Annotated in this window: 18 protein-coding genes and 1 pseudogene; 16 read left to right on the top strand and 3 right to left on the bottom strand. The window is 37.4% G+C overall.

Annotated features, from left to right (window positions below; translation table 11 throughout):
- Position 1 precedes the first annotated feature (1 nt).
- From ACWF5P_RS15920 to ACWF5P_RS15940, 5 genes are all read left to right on the top strand, one after another.
- Positions 2-1,066, top strand: coding sequence for a TOBE-like domain-containing protein (locus ACWF5P_RS15920; protein WP_434168955.1), 1,065 nt, complete (start codon positions 2-4; stop codon positions 1,064-1,066).
- A 513-nt stretch (positions 1,067-1,579) separates the two neighbouring features.
- Positions 1,580-2,956 carry a C40 family peptidase gene (locus ACWF5P_RS15925; protein ID WP_311735923.1) on the top strand — a complete coding sequence of 459 codons (1,377 nt, stop codon included), beginning with the start codon at positions 1,580-1,582 and terminating at the stop codon, positions 2,954-2,956.
- A 196-nt stretch (positions 2,957-3,152) separates the two neighbouring features.
- Positions 3,153-3,587: a hypothetical protein gene (locus ACWF5P_RS15930; protein ID WP_101224426.1), complete on the top strand. Its 435-nt coding sequence runs from the start codon at positions 3,153-3,155 to the stop codon at positions 3,585-3,587.
- Positions 3,575-3,874, top strand: a complete 300-nt coding sequence (locus ACWF5P_RS15935; RefSeq protein ID WP_076366987.1) for a YxcD family protein — start codon at positions 3,575-3,577, stop codon at positions 3,872-3,874. The genes ACWF5P_RS15930 and ACWF5P_RS15935 overlap by 13 nt, the downstream gene beginning before the upstream one ends.
- Before the next feature lie 235 nt (positions 3,875-4,109).
- On the top strand, positions 4,110-5,084 hold the full coding sequence (locus tag ACWF5P_RS15940; RefSeq protein WP_434168956.1) for an aldose 1-epimerase: 975 nt from the start codon (positions 4,110-4,112) through the stop codon (positions 5,082-5,084).
- A 40-nt stretch (positions 5,085-5,124) separates the two neighbouring features.
- Here ACWF5P_RS15940 and ACWF5P_RS15945 read toward each other — a convergent pair whose 3' ends face one another.
- The gene (locus ACWF5P_RS15945; RefSeq protein ID WP_434168957.1) at positions 5,125-6,513 is read right to left on the bottom strand and encodes an amino acid permease; all 1,389 of its coding nucleotides are present in this window, start codon (positions 6,511-6,513) and stop codon (positions 5,125-5,127) included.
- 524 nt (positions 6,514-7,037) lie between these two features.
- Here ACWF5P_RS15945 and ACWF5P_RS15950 point away from each other — a divergent pair.
- The 3 genes from ACWF5P_RS15950 (at position 7,038) to ACWF5P_RS15960 (ending at position 9,112) form a co-directional block, all read left to right on the top strand.
- Positions 7,038-7,205, top strand: coding sequence for a YezD family protein (locus ACWF5P_RS15950; RefSeq protein WP_101224050.1), 168 nt, complete (start codon positions 7,038-7,040; stop codon positions 7,203-7,205).
- 431 nt (positions 7,206-7,636) lie between these two features.
- Positions 7,637-8,422, top strand: a complete 786-nt coding sequence (locus ACWF5P_RS15955) for a serine hydrolase (protein ID WP_434168958.1) — start codon at positions 7,637-7,639, stop codon at positions 8,420-8,422.
- An 84-nt stretch (positions 8,423-8,506) separates the two neighbouring features.
- Positions 8,507-9,112 carry a YdcF family protein gene (locus ACWF5P_RS15960; protein ID WP_452445069.1) on the top strand — a complete coding sequence of 202 codons (606 nt, stop codon included), beginning with the start codon at positions 8,507-8,509 and terminating at the stop codon, positions 9,110-9,112.
- Positions 9,113-9,146: 34 nt separating this feature from the next.
- On the opposite strand, the gene ACWF5P_RS15965 is transcribed toward ACWF5P_RS15960, so the two are convergent.
- Entirely contained in the window at positions 9,147-9,407 is a 261-nt protein-coding gene (locus ACWF5P_RS15965; protein WP_101224047.1) for a hypothetical protein, read from the bottom strand.
- 288 nt (positions 9,408-9,695) lie between these two features.
- On the opposite strand from ACWF5P_RS15965, the gene cspC reads away from it, so the two are divergent.
- Positions 9,696-9,896: a cold shock protein CspC gene (gene cspC / locus ACWF5P_RS15970; RefSeq protein ID WP_034314312.1), complete on the top strand. Its 201-nt coding sequence runs from the start codon at positions 9,696-9,698 to the stop codon at positions 9,894-9,896.
- A gap of 124 nt (positions 9,897-10,020) precedes the next feature.
- On the opposite strand, the gene ACWF5P_RS15975 is transcribed toward cspC, so the two are convergent.
- Complete coding sequence (locus tag ACWF5P_RS15975) at positions 10,021-10,188, bottom strand: hypothetical protein (RefSeq protein WP_164855016.1); 168 nt, start codon at positions 10,186-10,188, stop codon at positions 10,021-10,023.
- A gap of 715 nt (positions 10,189-10,903) precedes the next feature.
- On the opposite strand from ACWF5P_RS15975, the gene ACWF5P_RS15980 reads away from it, so the two are divergent.
- From ACWF5P_RS15980 to ACWF5P_RS16010, 7 genes and pseudogenes are all read left to right on the top strand, one after another.
- Positions 10,904-11,407: a hypothetical protein gene (locus tag ACWF5P_RS15980; RefSeq protein ID WP_452445070.1), complete on the top strand. Its 504-nt coding sequence runs from the start codon at positions 10,904-10,906 to the stop codon at positions 11,405-11,407.
- A 31-nt stretch (positions 11,408-11,438) separates the two neighbouring features.
- A complete protein-coding gene (locus ACWF5P_RS15985; RefSeq protein WP_434168960.1) occupies positions 11,439-11,762 on the top strand; it encodes a DUF4176 domain-containing protein in 324 nt (107 codons plus the stop codon).
- Positions 11,746-12,087 carry a hypothetical protein gene (locus ACWF5P_RS15990; protein ID WP_148357100.1) on the top strand — a complete coding sequence of 114 codons (342 nt, stop codon included), beginning with the start codon at positions 11,746-11,748 and terminating at the stop codon, positions 12,085-12,087. Before ACWF5P_RS15985 ends, ACWF5P_RS15990 begins: the two co-directional genes overlap by 17 nt.
- Positions 12,088-12,109: 22 nt before the next feature.
- Entirely contained in the window at positions 12,110-12,679 is a 570-nt protein-coding gene (locus ACWF5P_RS15995; protein ID WP_434168961.1) for a hypothetical protein, read from the top strand.
- Positions 12,680-12,930: 251 nt separating this feature from the next.
- Complete coding sequence (locus ACWF5P_RS16000; RefSeq protein WP_434169628.1) at positions 12,931-13,257, top strand: tyrosine-type recombinase/integrase; 327 nt, start codon at positions 12,931-12,933, stop codon at positions 13,255-13,257.
- 294 nt (positions 13,258-13,551) lie between these two features.
- A pseudogene (locus tag ACWF5P_RS16005) lies at positions 13,552-13,779 on the top strand (class I SAM-dependent RNA methyltransferase); the annotation flags it as partial.
- 683 nt (positions 13,780-14,462) lie between these two features.
- A complete protein-coding gene (locus ACWF5P_RS16010; RefSeq protein ID WP_057278949.1) occupies positions 14,463-14,714 on the top strand; it encodes a hypothetical protein in 252 nt (83 codons plus the stop codon).
- Positions 14,715-14,786: the final 72 nt, after the last annotated feature.

The raw sequence follows: 14,786 nt of genomic DNA on the forward strand, positions 1-14,786 counted from the left end.
AATGAGTATCATCATTGAAAATGTTACAAAATATTACGGGGCCTATCAAGCACTCCGGAACATCGATCTGGAAATAAAGAGCGGTGAACTTGTAGCCCTGCTTGGCCCTTCAGGATCGGGAAAAACGTCATTACTGCGTATCATCGCGGGTCTTGAACAGGCTGAGAACGGAAAGATCCTTTTTAATGAAGAGAATTACACGCATAAACATGTAAAAGATCGAAATGTGGGTTTCGTCTTTCAGCATTATGCCCTTTTTCGCAATATGACCATTTTTGATAATATTGCCTATGGATTAAAGGTCCGACCTAGAAAAATAAGGCCGAGTAAAGAAGTTATTGCACAAAAGGTTACCGAATTGCTTCAACTCGTCAAGCTGGAAGGATATAAAGATCGTTATCCATCGCAATTATCAGGCGGCCAGCGCCAGCGTGTCGCTTTGGCAAGGGCACTTGCCGTTGAACCGAATATCCTCTTGCTTGATGAACCATTCGGGGCATTGGATGCCAAGGTTCGCAAAGAACTTCGGCGTTGGCTAAGAAGACTTCATGATGAATTCAATGTTACAAGTGTATTCGTGACGCATGATCAGGAAGAGGCGATGGATGTTGCTGATCGGGTCGTTATCATGAATGAAGGGAAAATTGAACAGATTGGAACTCCGGAAGAAGTTTATGATCACCCGGAAAATCCATTCGTTTATGATTTTCTTGGCAGTGTCAATCTTTTCAAGGGCAACGTTCACCAAGGGAAATTGGTAACTGGGAATGTGGAAATGAATGCCCCGGACAGTGAAGATGGAGCGGGAACTGGTTATGTAAGGGCGCATAACTTTATCATGGAAAGAGAACCAACGGAAAAGGGTTCGATCGCATCCATAATTGACCACATTCATACAATTGGCCCCATCGTCCGGATAGAAGTCATTCGTCAGGATACAAACGAACCGCTGGAAATTGAACTGACGAAAGAACAATATATGAATCTGGAAATAAGCAAAGGAGAAAGGGTATTCGTCCGACCGAAAGAATTGAAAGTATTTGTCGACTTTATGGCTGGAATTTAAGGATGGGTCGAATATTGACGGAAAAACCGCTGATGAGCGGTTTTTTTTGGTGAATGCTAGCAGCCCTTCCCGTATGAAGGGTAAATGAGCTGCAATCTGTTCCAAAAGGGCTACCGTGCATTCACAGTTGGTGAGTTTTTGCCTGCCAATAGTCTATGGTCCCTTGGTGCTAAACACTAGATAGAAAGTCTTGCATCAGATTACGAAGGTGATTATGTAAGATATTGGATGTTTTATCTCGTGGAAAAGTCGAATTTTTATGTTTAATGTTAAAATTGAAATATAATTGTAATATTGTTATTACGCATTTGACAAAATCTGATGATATACTACGACTTAGATGAAAACATAGTAGAGTTTAAGAAATGTATTTAATATTATCTCAACCTTAGAAGATTACATAAAGAGTAAAAAAAATAGAGAAGAGTTCCCAGCAATTTATTTTGACTAATCATTTTTCATAGAGAAAAAGAAGTGGGTCGATGGAAATGCAAGGGGAGGAAAGCAGGGGAAATGAGTTTGAAGAAAAAACTTATCGTATTGAACACGACAATTATGCTTGGATTAGGAAGCGCTTTTGCCATACCGTCTGTAAAAGCTGAATCTATCACGGATATTCAATCGCAACGCACAGGAATACAATCAGATATTTCAGAGGCAGAACAAGTTATTCAACAATTGAAAAAAGAACAATCGAAAATGAATGCCCAAATTGCCCAGATCGAATCGGCAATGAAAGAAAATGATCAAAAAATCAAAGATACTAAACAAGAAATTAAAGACACCGAAAAAGACATAGAATCTTTAAAGAAAGAAATTAAAGCGTTGGAAGAAAGAATCGCAAAACGCGAGGAAGTCTTGAAAGAGCGCGCGCTTTCATTCCAAGAGAGCGGCGGGGACGTTGAGTACCTAGAAGTTGTTTTAGGCTCTAAAAGCTTTGGTGAATTCGTTAATCGTGTTGGAGCGGTAGCCACTATCGTGGAAGCTGACCAACAGATTCTTAGCGAGCAGGAAGCGGATAAAGCTGACTTAGAGAAAAAACAAGCGACCGTTGAGAAAAAATTGCAAAGCCTTAAGGATATGGAAGTAGAGCTTAAAGGCATGCAATCCCAAATTAAAGATCAAAAAGCTGAAACTGTCAACATGAAGGCTAAGATTGTAAAGAAGGAATCGGAAACAGAAGCACTAAAACAATCTTTAGAGAATAAAGATGCCGGTTTAGAAGCACAAATAGCATCCATCCGTGAAAATATCAAAAAAGAGGAAGAACGTAAAGCAGCAGAGAAAGCAGATCTTGACCGTGCTGCTGAAGAAGTGAGTTCTTCAAATTCTTCCAGTGAAGGATCATCAAGCTCTTCTAGGGAAGAATCAACAAGTTCTTCTAAAGGCGAAGTTTCGGCAAAAAGCTCATCTAAAGGTGAATCATCTTCAAATTCATCTGAAAACAGTTCTGCTGCAAAACCTGCAGCCAGTAAAACTGAAACATCAAGCAAACCAAGCAGTGCAAATACAGGCTCTGCCATTACAGCAGGTTATAAATATATCGGTAACTCCACATATAAATTTGGTGGCGGAAGAACGGCATCCGATATCGCTAACGGTCTTTTCGATTGTTCAGGATTCGTTGCATGGGCTTATAAACAAGCTGGTGTGAACCTTCCAGCAAGTACGGATGCATTGAAAGGTGCAGGACGTCAAGTATCTAAGAGTCAAATACAACCTGGAGATTTAGTGTTCTTCAATACCTATAAAACTGATGGACATGTCGGTATTTATGTCGGCGGCGGCAAATTTATCGGTTCCCAAAGTTCAACAGGTGTTGCAATCGCCAATATGGAAAGCGGATATTGGGCAGGTGTATTCAACGGCCGTGTCGTTCGTGTAAACTAATAGTTCTATAATAAGCAGGGGAGAAAATGCCCCTGCTTATTTTTTTTGAAAAAAATCGAAAAAAATGAAACTTATTTTGAAATTCAACGTAAATACTATAAGATAAAATAAGGATAGGTGATGTGGACTTCAGTAACTCTGGGAAAACATATAAAGAAACATCATTCCATACTATAAACGGAGGCAAAAAAACATGATGAAAAAATTTATGGCTGCATTACTTACAATTACACTAGCATTCTCGCCAGTCGGCACTTATGTATTCCAGGATCATACGGAATCAGTCGATGCAAGGGGTTACAAGTCAGGAAAAAGAAGCTTTAACAGCAACAACAATAATAATTCGAATTTCCAAAATAAAGAAACGAAGAAGTCAGATGCTACTACTACTAATAAAGCTAAGAGTGGAAACACATTCACAAAAGGCGGCTTAATGAAAGGAATTATGCTAGGTGGATTGGCAGGTTTACTTTTTGGAAGCCTATTCGCCAATATGGGAATGCTTGGTTCTATACTTGGTCTATTAATCAACGTGTTGGCGGTTGTGGTATTAATCGTTGTAATCCGTAAAATATTCACATATTTCAAAGATAAGAAGAAGAAAGAGGATACAAACCCATGGAGAGGCTAAAGATATCCGAACAAGATATCATCAATGCGGTTTGTGTTTACATTGCCCGTAAAAAGCAAGTACAGCCCAATGAGGTGGAAGTGGAGTTAATGTATGATGATGATTATGGCTTTTCGGCGGAAGCGTTTGTCGATGGCCGAAAACAAGTGTTAATTACCATCAACTTGATAGAAGCGCTTCGCTTATGGCTGGATGAATATATGAATAAAGATCCATACTCGGGTATTGAACTTGTTTTGGATGATGAAGAAGGCATAGTGGCTTTAGTAAGTGAAAGTAATAGATAAATAAAAAAAGGATGCCGTAACGGCATCCTTTTTTTATTTAATAAGGTACAACTTGATCGATGTGAGGGAAAAAGATAATAGAGAAATAGAAAAATAGCAAACAAAGCATAATGCTAGATTGCCAACACATATTTTAAACACAGATAGATTATAATGAATTATATTTTCCATTTGTTGCAAAAAATGGTCTGCGGAAGTAGGATGGATATATGTTCAAGTCAAAGGAGGAGAATAAGTGACAGGTTACATGGAAGATATCACTTTTTTAAATGAAAAGGCCATAAAGTTCGGCAATGAAAAAGTGGAAGCGATACTTGCGCCATCTTTAGGAAGCAATCTGCTTTCGTTTAAGTACAAGCAAAAGGATATTGAGGTGCTGCGAACTCCGGTTAGTCTGGAAGAGTATAAAAAGGCTCCCATTTTATACGGAATGCCTATCTTGTTTCCTCCTAATCGAATTGAAGCTGGTCAATTTACATATAAGGGGACTGTGTATAGGTTTCCGGTCAATGAAACGGAAAAATTTAATCATATACATGGTTTTTTACATGACAAGCCTTGGAAAGTCTGCAAAAAGGAAGTGAACGGGAAAGAAATTGTCATTAATACTGAATTTTCAAGCAGTGAGTTTGATTTAAAAGATAGCTTTCCACATGATATCACTGTAAATATGTCTTTAACTTTAAGGGATGAATCATTGGATATACAATTGGAAATCACCAACAAGGGCAATGAACCCTTTCCGTGGGGGGCAGGTTATCATACAGTATTCAATTTTCCATTTGGACCAGGGGGGAAATTAGAGGATTGCAGAATATCCCTTCCCGTCAATAAACATTGGGAGTTGAATGAAAGGTCATTGCCCACTGGTGCAATTCATGAAACGGCCGATACACTGGAAATCCAAAACGGCTTTAGCTTGGAGGGCAGGCTGTTTGATGACCTATTTGGCTATGATGAGGAAAGAGCCCTCGAGAACGAGTGCATTCTCACTGACCAAGGGGCAGGCATACAGGTCATCTATCATGCTGATCAACACTTTAAGTTTTGGGTATTATTCAATCAGGAGGGGTTCGCCTGTCCTGAACCATATACATGGGTAACGAATGCTCCTAATTTGGATTTGTCTGCGAAATTGACTGGATTGAGGGAGCTAAGATCAGGTGATACGGTTCAGCTGAGAACTAGATTGGCAATAAAGGATATATAAAAAAACACCTTGGCACTTATTAATGCCAAGGTGTTTAAGGTTATGCTTTTTTTCTCATCCAGAGTGGGTATAGGACGATTCCGAATACATATAAGGCAATGCCAAGTATGAATGTATTCATATCGGCTGTACCTGTCTTGATGACCCAGATCGAGTAGATTAAAGCCAGGATGGTGATAATTCCATCACGTACCCTTGAGCCTTTCATGATGTCATAGGTTTCCCCAGTCATGATCAGTTTCAATTGATACAAAACGGATGCAAGATACGGGATCAAGTAAGCGAGTGTAGCGACGATCATCGAAAATTTATAAGCCTCCAAAATCGTACCCGAAATAGTGGAGAATAAGAATATCTGTGTCATGATATTTGTTATTGTCATAGAACGGACGGGTGTGCCATTTTTGTTCGCTTTCGCAAAGTAGGCTGGAAACAAATCCGATTTCGCTGCCTGGTAAGGAACTTCTGAGGCAACGACAATCCATCCGATTGTCGATCCCAATAAGGAAATGACGGCAAGAGCAGCCATTAAATACGTGCCGCTTGAACCAACTACTGCTTGTAGTGCGTCAACAAGCGGTTTTTGTGATATTTTCAACTCGTCTTGTGATATGGCACCCATCGTCAATAAAGTAATGCCGATATAAATGGCAACAGCGATGAGTAAACCAAAAATCGTCGCTTTCTTTACATCATTTTGTGACTTGGCACGGTTTGAAAGCATGACGGCAGCTTCGATACCGATGAAGGCCCATAATGTTGAAATTGCAGCAGCATTCACTTGATCACCTAAAGAGACGGCTGAACCTGCCTTATCATAAAATTCAGCTCCGTTTCCTAGATTGGAAGTATCGAAGATGAATATCGTGATAATGATGAAAAATAAGAATCCAAGCACTTTGGTAACTGTAGCAAAAAGATTCATTTTCCCAGCACTGTTAAAACTTCTTACCAAGATTGCCTGAATCCCCCAAAGGGCAATGGAACATACCGCAAACGTTAATGCTTTACCTAGTTCAAGTTGAAACGAACCTGCAGTATAAATCACTTTCGTACTATGCATCACCGGGAAAAACGTTGATAGGTAACCAGCAAATGAAATGATGACAGAAGCTGTCGCAGCCCAATTCGCAGCCCAATAGCCCCAAGCCATGCTATACCCTGAAACCCTTCCTTTAGCAGGAGATTTAAATAATGATTGAGCATAACTTTGTGGTCCAGCCTTCAAATCCGGTTTTCGGACTGCCAGGTTACCAAACACCAAAGCTATTAGAAAAACCCCCAGTCCAGTAACAATCCATGCCAATGTGGCCCCTAATGGACTGGATACCTGTGCTAATTGAGCAGGGAGCATGAAAATTCCGCCGCCGACCATATTTCCAATTACGAAAGTGGTCAAAATCAATAAACCCCATTTTTTATTTACCATTTATATCGAACCTTTCTTATATACAAAGTGTGTGTTTATACCGACAACTTATACTAAAATAGTATATCTCAAATAGTTTAGTTTGGTAAAGTGGTAAATAAGTAAAATATAAAACGCAGACTAATCAGAAAATTTAAAAGTGTTATTGACAATAGGAGAAAATTGGATTATATTAGTAAATACCAAGTTAATTGGTAAGAATAATATGGTTTGTTGCTTGAATTTTATTTTTCTATAACATAAGCAACTCCCGAATATTGCCGATTAGTCAACTAAAGGCACCCTTACATCTAATCTGTTAGATGGCGGGTGCCTTTTATTTTTTATAGTGAAGGGAGGGGAATATGGAGTTCCTATTAACTGGTTATTCTTATTCGGAAAGTAAAGTGATGAGGATATGATAGGTAAACCAAGTTCCTCAAGAAAACATTGAAAGTGGGAAGCACCTGCGTTTTTCATGGGATCACTTTTAACATTAGGCATGAAACGAAGCTTTATTACCAGTAGTGAAGGGGAGAGATATTATGGAAAAGAAAGAAGAAATGAAAATCAGGCATATCATTTCAAGCTTGGAAGATCTGCAATATGGATCAGTTTTAATAACCGTACATGATGGTAAAATCACACAGGTGGATACAACCGAGAAGAAACGATTCCCATTAGCGAAGAGCCGGGCAGTTAATGCCAGATGAATAATGGTTATTGAGGGAGCTTTCGATATGAAGGCTCTTAAACTATAGACAAAATCGATAATAATTAAGATTGGCTACGTTTTTTTGAGGGAGTGTAAAATATGTTCGTTGATTTCCTCTCCAGGCACTCGCTTTCCGCGGGCGGTCCGGGAGCCTCCTCGGCGCTCTTGGCGCCTGTGGGGTCTCCCTTGGACGCGCTTTTCCCGCAGGAGTCTCGCACCCTCCGTTCCAATCAACTAGTTTAAAAATTCAGACGGACCCCTTTTGTCAATAAACTCGGAGCTTTCGATATGAAGGCTCTTTTTTTATACAAAAAATCATTCAATTTGGAATTTATAAGAAGATTGTACTGCTTTTAACATGGTAGAATAAGTTAGGGTATAAGGATTTTTATAGGGATTATATGATATATAAGGGAGGAACAGGGATAGATGACCTTAAAGACTATAGAACATGATATCTTGGCATTAGTTGAAACATTTAATGGGAGAATCGCATATAAAATTGAAAATGGTCTTGGGGACACGATTGGATATCATGAGAATGAATCCTTTCAATCAGCGAGTTTAATCAAAATACCAATGATCATCGAAGGTTATCGTCAAAGTGAACAAAAGAAAATCTATTTGAACCAACCAGTGACCATCCCGCCTAATGAAGTGACTGGGGGATCCGGGGTGCTGCATGTATTATCGAACAAGGTATTTTTAACTGTAGAGGATTTATTGACATTGATGATAACTGTTTCCGACAATACATCCACGAATATGATGATGAACCTGCTAGGCTTTGAGGAAATCAATCAATGCATCAAGGAACTTGGTTTGAAAAATACTGTCCTCGAACGAAAAATGCAGGATTTTAAGGCACTAAAAGAAGGGCGCGACAATACCATATCGGCGCAAGATACGATCACCTGCTTAAAAGCCATACATACAGGCAACTTTTTAACGAAAGAAAGCCAGGAAAGAATCTTGCGTGTACTTGACAATCAGCAATTAAGGGATAAACTTCCATCACTGATGGGCAGAGGGGTCAAGGTCGCAAGCAAAACGGGCGGAATTCGAGGAGTTGCCCATGATTGCGCAATCATTCGGTCAGAAACACAAACTGTTTATGCTGCAGTTCTTACTGAAGATATGAAATCAGAGGAAGAAAGCCGTCAAGTAATCAGTAAAATTGGAAAATTGATATATGATGACATGGTTACAGAATAAGCTGTTGAATGCAATATTTTTGGAAGAGCGGGAAGTCATTCATGATTTCCCGCTCTGTATTTATGAGGGAGTCAGTCGGAAAGCATGATATATAAGGAAAGAAAAAAACGGGGAAAAACTTTAAAGAAATTTTGTGTAATTAGCGTTATTGCAGTACTGGGGTATTTTGGTTTTTTGCACATGAAAATTCAAGGAACCATTCACCAGCAAATTCCGGGAAATGCCGATTATCTCATTATTCTTGGAGCAAGGGTCAAAGGTTCGGTGCTTTCATTATCCTTACAATACAGGATTGATAAAGCTGCAGAGTATTTATCGGCTAATAAACAGACAGTGGCCATTGTATCTGGCGGCAAAGGGCCGGGAGAAGAAATATCGGAAGCAAAAGCCATGCAACAGGGACTAATCGCCCAGGGAATTGAAGAAGCACGCATCATGATGGAAGACAAATCTACAACAACTCACGAAAATATTGTTTTCTCAAAAGAACTCATTCCTGATACAGCAGCTTCAGGATTGATCGTTAGTAATGACTTTCATATCTACCGGGCAGTAGAAATAGCAAAAAGAGAAGGCTTGGACATGAAGGGACTGCCGGCAAAGACACCAAGAGTGTCACTATTGAAATCATATACCCGTGAATATCTGGCAATTACCAAATACTATATGACCGGTTTAATTGGGAGGTAAATTGGAATTCTTTTAAAGATGTGGGGTGGTTTCATTATTCGACTTCCACGACAACATTAGGCACTTCCCAAAAATCTTTCTCTTGATATAGCTCCTTAAGTGTTTTATAAACGGGATACCCGGTATAGGAAATCTCGACTCGTTCATCAGCATCCACTTCTTCCACATCTATATCATCAACAAAACCAAGTTGATCATCGATTTCCATTAAATAATATCCGAGTGCCTCATACCCGCTATAGGCTACAATAACCTTACTGTCAAAACCGCTATTAGAAACTTTGTAATATTTCATTGAGTGACCTCCTTGTTGTAATTCTTAAAGTGAAAATCGTACGGTTTGTTATTACTCTGATATACCCATTAATTATTATCTGAATCATTAAATTGGATAAATAAAGAAAATAGGAAGGCAAAAAGAATGTGAAGTCACCTTAAAATATCACTGGATAATTTGCTATCTGCATCAATTCATGTTAATCTAATAAAGAATTGTTTTTGGTTGTGGAAGAGGATACTCGTTATTTTCCAAATGATTAAAAATAGTAATACAATGTGTGTTATGCACTAGGAGGCAACAACAATGGAACAAGGTACAGTTAAATGGTTTAATGCAGAAAAAGGTTTTGGATTTATCGAACGCGAAAACGGAGACGATGTATTCGTACATTTCTCAGCTATCCAAAGCGAAGGCTTCAAATCTTTAGACGAAGGTCAAAAAGTAACTTTCGAAGTTGAGCAAGGTGCACGTGGAGCTCAAGCTGCTAACGTTCAAAAAGCTTAATTTTTAAATTAAATCGTAACCTATATGAACAGACTTCCTCGATGGGAGTCTGTTTTTTATTGTGCTATAAAATGAAAGCAAAAAAAATCCCACTCTGACTGAGTAGGTTTTTAGTGACTTGTCATTAAGCTTTTTTTAATTCTTCTTCAAAGAAAAAAGTAGTCGGATGTTCTTTAACAGTATAAGAATATCTTTTCATGTTTTTTACATATGCCCATTTATTAATGGTTACTGATTCATTAGTATCCTGAATAGTTACTGTTTCACCAGTATTATACTTATTGCTTTTCAATTTAGCCACCCTCTTTAATAATAGTATAACATATTTGGCAATGAAAGATGTGTTCAAGATATTCCAATGATATATGAGGTGTGTAAAATCATCAGGCTTTCATTATTTTGAATGATATAAAGAGGAAGTTAAAGTGTGATGTTTTAGCGATTGCAGAAGGAGAAGGGCGGATTGCGTTTTTTTTTGCTTGAACAAGGAATGGATGTCACAGTTTGGATTATGGAGAGTCAGTTTTCGGAAGTATATTTCATTTATCAATTACTGTAGAAAAGCGAAGGCTTTTTTGTATGACCCGGAAGAGTTTTTAGCGACTTTTGAGGGATTGGCGAAGCGAATGAGTCATATTCTCTTTATGGGGGAGGCTGTCCGAAACAAGAGGAATCTTCATAAAGGGGGGGATGACATGTCATTCAGTTTGCTGGACAAAAGCTCAACCCTGTTGGTGATTAAGAAAAGGGAAAATATGTGTGAAATCGTCTGAATAAAAGGAGCAATTGGGCAGGTTTTTACATAGAGAGATTGATTGGAACTAACAATTTTTTTAGGCGTATTTATATGCTTCATTAAAAAGAGGTTTAATATACTCTTAACGCTTTGTAATTTTTAAATGCGGAGGGTCAGAAAGCTATGACAACTATAAAGGTATACTACAGATAAGAAAGGAATAGAAGCTTCGGTAGGTAAAACAGAGAATGATTGGTCTGGGTTTGAAGGTGTGAAAAACGGTAGTGATCAAATTGGTGGAAGCAGCTCATTAACGGGAATCCATGTTAGCGTAGAACATGACACAAGCATAATTGATAGCAGTTTTAACCAAGATATTGGAATGGCGGAGGCTCAAGCCAGTGTAGGCGGTAAAAGTATTCTTCCTGTTGTAAAAGCTGGTGGAGCCGTTTATAATGCAAAAGTGAAATCGCAGCTTGATAAGGAAATTGATTACGTAGGCAGTACCGGGGTAGAAGCTAAAGGGGAAATTCTTAAAGCGAATGCTTACGCTGGAATAGATAATAGTTCTATCGGGTTTGGGGCAAAAGCGGCAGTAGCTGAAGGTGAAGTTTCAGGAATCTTTCCACTTCCTTTTACAGACTATACAATAAAGGGAACAGCTGGTGCTTCAGCATTCGGAGCAGGTGGCGAGGCTAAGATTGGGAAAGAAATTGTACTTGACCTTCGATTATTGATAGGAATTAAGCTTGGATTAAGTTTTGAAAAAGAATAAAAATAATTAGTTTGAAAGGAGCTATTTATTAATGACAAAAGAGGTTAATTCTTTAATTATTGATAAAGGAAATGAATTGTTACCAATAGGGACAATAGTTTTGCTTGATATATTTTCACAACCATTAATGGTTTATGGAAGAATGCAACAACAAGCTGAAAAAGATAGTGTATGGGAGTATGTAGCTTGCCCCTATCCTCAAGGCCACATTTCTGATGAAAGTAACGTTTTTTTTAATCATGAACAAATAAAACAAGTGATTTTTAAGGGATTCGAATCTGAGGGTGAAAAGCTAATGAAAGAAAAGCTAAAGTCACTAGATTTAAGGAAACATTCAGATGAAAAAAATCATTAATTGGTTCATAGAACCATACCAAATAGTAAAATTAGAGTTTCAGTATTTAGCGCAATTAAAAAAGAACGAAACAACCTCAAAAAAGGAAATTAATAGAATATATCAATTGCAAGTTTTTAACGCAATGATGTTCTTAGTGTATTCTTTATTTTTTATAGCCTTTTTTGTATATATAGTTTTGCTTTTTATTGTGAAATGGTATGCACTTTCGGGAATCTTCGTTGGACTTTTAATGATGAGCATCATAAAATTGATCCAAAAGAAGGGATACTTAAAACGTCGGGACGCATTTATAAAAAACGATCCAGCTTTAATAAAATCTTAGAACTAAGAGAGGACAGGTACTTTTGAAAAAATTCATATTAATCATATTTACAATTTCTTTGTTACTTGTAGGTTGTAGTGAGAACTCTTCTTTGGAAAATCAATCCGAAAAAGAAAAGACTAAAACTGAAGCCACATCAAATGGAAACAAGCAATCATTTGAGGATAAACAACAAGAAATTGTTAATTTTATAAACAAGGATATACAAGAAATAGTAAGTTATGAAACAGAAGCAAATCAAGTATTATCAACTGTATCGGGTGATAATTATCATAATGATGAAGAATTATATGAGGTACTTGCAAACAAGGTTATACCGACCTACCAAAAAGCAGTAAATAAAGCAAAAACACTAGTTGTAGAAGTTGAAGAATTAAAACCTTTAAAAGCTAAAATTGAAGAAGCTACAGGTATATATTATGATGCTTTAGTGCTTGAAAAAGAGGGCTTGGAAAAAAAGGATACGGAACTAATAAATCAATCAAATGCCAAAGGGCAAGAATATAAAAAAGTGATAACTGAGTACCATGTAGAGATGAAGAATCTTGCCAAAGAATACAATATCGATTATGAACAAGAATCGGCTAAGTAACTTTAATTTGATTCAAGCTGTGTAAAAAATGATTATTTACCTAGAAACATTAAAACCTAGTCTTTTTTTAAAGATAGAATTAGTAAGCCAAGACTTGTCGATTGTTGAATATCTATTTCATTAAAGAATTCAAATAGAGATTGTTTTGGTATTTAAATACATAAGATTGAACCTATAATAAGTAAATGTGGTTCTTAAAGACCTTGTCATAGAGTAATGCTGACAAGGTCTTTTAATATTGAGTAAATTCTATTAGGCAAGGTAAAAATAATGAAAAAGAGGAAATATTCGGCGGTACAATCTCCCTAACAAAATTCAGGATCAGGGTTTTTAGGTTAAATGATGATGTTGAAAACTTAGCAATAAAGCTAGGGTTACCTACAATTCGTTTTCATGATTTAAGGCATACACATGTTACGATGTTAATCAAACAAAATGTGAATGTAAAGGTCATCTCAGAGCGAGTTGGACATACATCCATTCAGATTACGCTAGACAAGTGTAGCCACGTGCTTCCTAGTATGCAGAAACACGTGGCTGATGAACTTGATAATTTGTTTAAAATTAAAGAAATGTGACCATTTTTGTGACCACTCAAGGTTTTAGACCTTCAAAACCCCTCTATAACAACACTTTATTTAAAACGCCCAATCCCCATTACGGAAGCCAGGTTCCGAAGATTAAAAGGATAAAAATAGAAAAATTAGGAAAAACTACTTTTTTGTGATCGCATGTGACCACTGTGTTACCAGAGAAAGTACAGTTATAATAAGATCTTCCAATCTTAGAGGGAGGCTTATTTGTATTCCTTTTTGTTTATCCAAAGCCATAGTATAAATAAGAAGCAATTGGCAAAGAAATAATCTGGTGAGAATCCTCCATATGGTGAGCGGATTGGGGAGCAGAAAGCGGTAGAGCAAATGTATAAAGAAATGGGTCAAGCTTTCGCTAAGCTTGATAATTGGACCGTTTATATGATTACGTCCCATCCAGATTTTGAAAGATTATATGGCAAATTGGCTACGAAAAAACGGAAGCTATTTAATAGGTTTATACGAACTGATTACTATCAATTTATTGGCTTATTCAAACGACCTTAAAATTCATATAAAAAAGAAGTTCCATTTATTTTTGGAACTTCTTTTTGTATTAAATGAATGGAAACCTTAAATCACGAACTTTCAGACCGACTTTTTAGTATTATTTATTTCATTACAGGAGCGGTCACATTTTTGGTCACTAAGCTGGTCACAACTCCTTTAATAACGCATGTTTTTGGGTTTCAAATGCGGTCACTAAGTTAAACGTCTTGATAACATCACATTCTCATTCACAACCCCTAATTACCTAAACCTTCTTACTAATCCGCCCCACAATCTCCATTAAATCATCAGGGCTATGAAATTCAATCGGCGAAAACCTTTATCGAAATGAATTGTATCAGTTTCTATCATTAATACATACTTCCTATTAATTTCCTTGAATGGAAGCTATCTCCGGAATCAGTTAAGAGTCCTTTGACAGATGTACTGCCAAGTTTCATTCGCAGCTCGGCTTCAGATTATTGCTCAACAATCTGGGCAGTGGCTTCGACGACTTAGTGGATTTCAAAGTGTTCCTGGATTTCCCTATTGGCGCTCGTTTCCTTTTGAATAAGTTGCTAGAATTTTTCTTGAATAATTAGATAATAAATTTGCCTTTTTTGTGTGTAGCATGACAAAAGAACGAACCATGCTGTCTGAAATTGCATTTAATATATTAACAATGAAAAGAGGTGAATTATATGTCTGATTCTGGTTCTAGATCTGTTGATGTAGTTACGATTCTTTGGGAAAGAGCTACGTTAATACCTTTAGCTCAGCGTACAATTGTACAAGCTACAACGATTGGAAGTGCTGCTCCTTGTGCTAACAATTTAGATCCTGGTGATTCCTACAGAGCTGCTGTACGTTGTTTACTTCGAAATAGATTTGTACAAGTATTGAACCTTGACTTCGGGCGAACCGGAGTTGCCGTGTTCATCCGTTTATTCTAGGATATTAATTGGGGGACAAAGTATTTTTGATTTAAAATACTTTGTCTTTTTTATAAATACACAAAAACCACC

This window comes from Peribacillus sp. NPDC055009 (assembly GCF_053608705.1).

Coding starts and splice junctions, on each gene's coding strand:
- cspC (WP_034314312.1), top strand. CDS start 9,696: ATGGAACAAGGTACAGTTAAATGGTTTAATGCAGAAAAAGGTTTTGGA.
- ACWF5P_RS15985 (WP_434168960.1), top strand. CDS start 11,439: ATGACAAAAGAGGTTAATTCTTTAATTATTGATAAAGGAAATGAATTG.
- ACWF5P_RS15945 (WP_434168957.1), bottom strand. CDS start 6,513: ATGGTAAATAAAAAATGGGGTTTATTGATTTTGACCACTTTCGTAATT.
- ACWF5P_RS15930 (WP_101224426.1), top strand. CDS start 3,153: ATGAAAAAATTTATGGCTGCATTACTTACAATTACACTAGCATTCTCG.
- ACWF5P_RS15950 (WP_101224050.1), top strand. CDS start 7,038: ATGGAAAAGAAAGAAGAAATGAAAATCAGGCATATCATTTCAAGCTTG.
- ACWF5P_RS15965 (WP_101224047.1), bottom strand. CDS start 9,407: ATGAAATATTACAAAGTTTCTAATAGCGGTTTTGACAGTAAGGTTATT.
- ACWF5P_RS15925 (WP_311735923.1), top strand. CDS start 1,580: ATGAGTTTGAAGAAAAAACTTATCGTATTGAACACGACAATTATGCTT.
- ACWF5P_RS15920 (WP_434168955.1), top strand. CDS start 2: ATGAGTATCATCATTGAAAATGTTACAAAATATTACGGGGCCTATCAA.
- ACWF5P_RS15990 (WP_148357100.1), top strand. CDS start 11,746: ATGAAAAAAATCATTAATTGGTTCATAGAACCATACCAAATAGTAAAA.
- ACWF5P_RS16010 (WP_057278949.1), top strand. CDS start 14,463: ATGTCTGATTCTGGTTCTAGATCTGTTGATGTAGTTACGATTCTTTGG.
- ACWF5P_RS15935 (WP_076366987.1), top strand. CDS start 3,575: ATGGAGAGGCTAAAGATATCCGAACAAGATATCATCAATGCGGTTTGT.
- ACWF5P_RS15960 (WP_452445069.1), top strand. CDS start 8,507: ATGATATATAAGGAAAGAAAAAAACGGGGAAAAACTTTAAAGAAATTT.
- ACWF5P_RS15955 (WP_434168958.1), top strand. CDS start 7,637: ATGACCTTAAAGACTATAGAACATGATATCTTGGCATTAGTTGAAACA.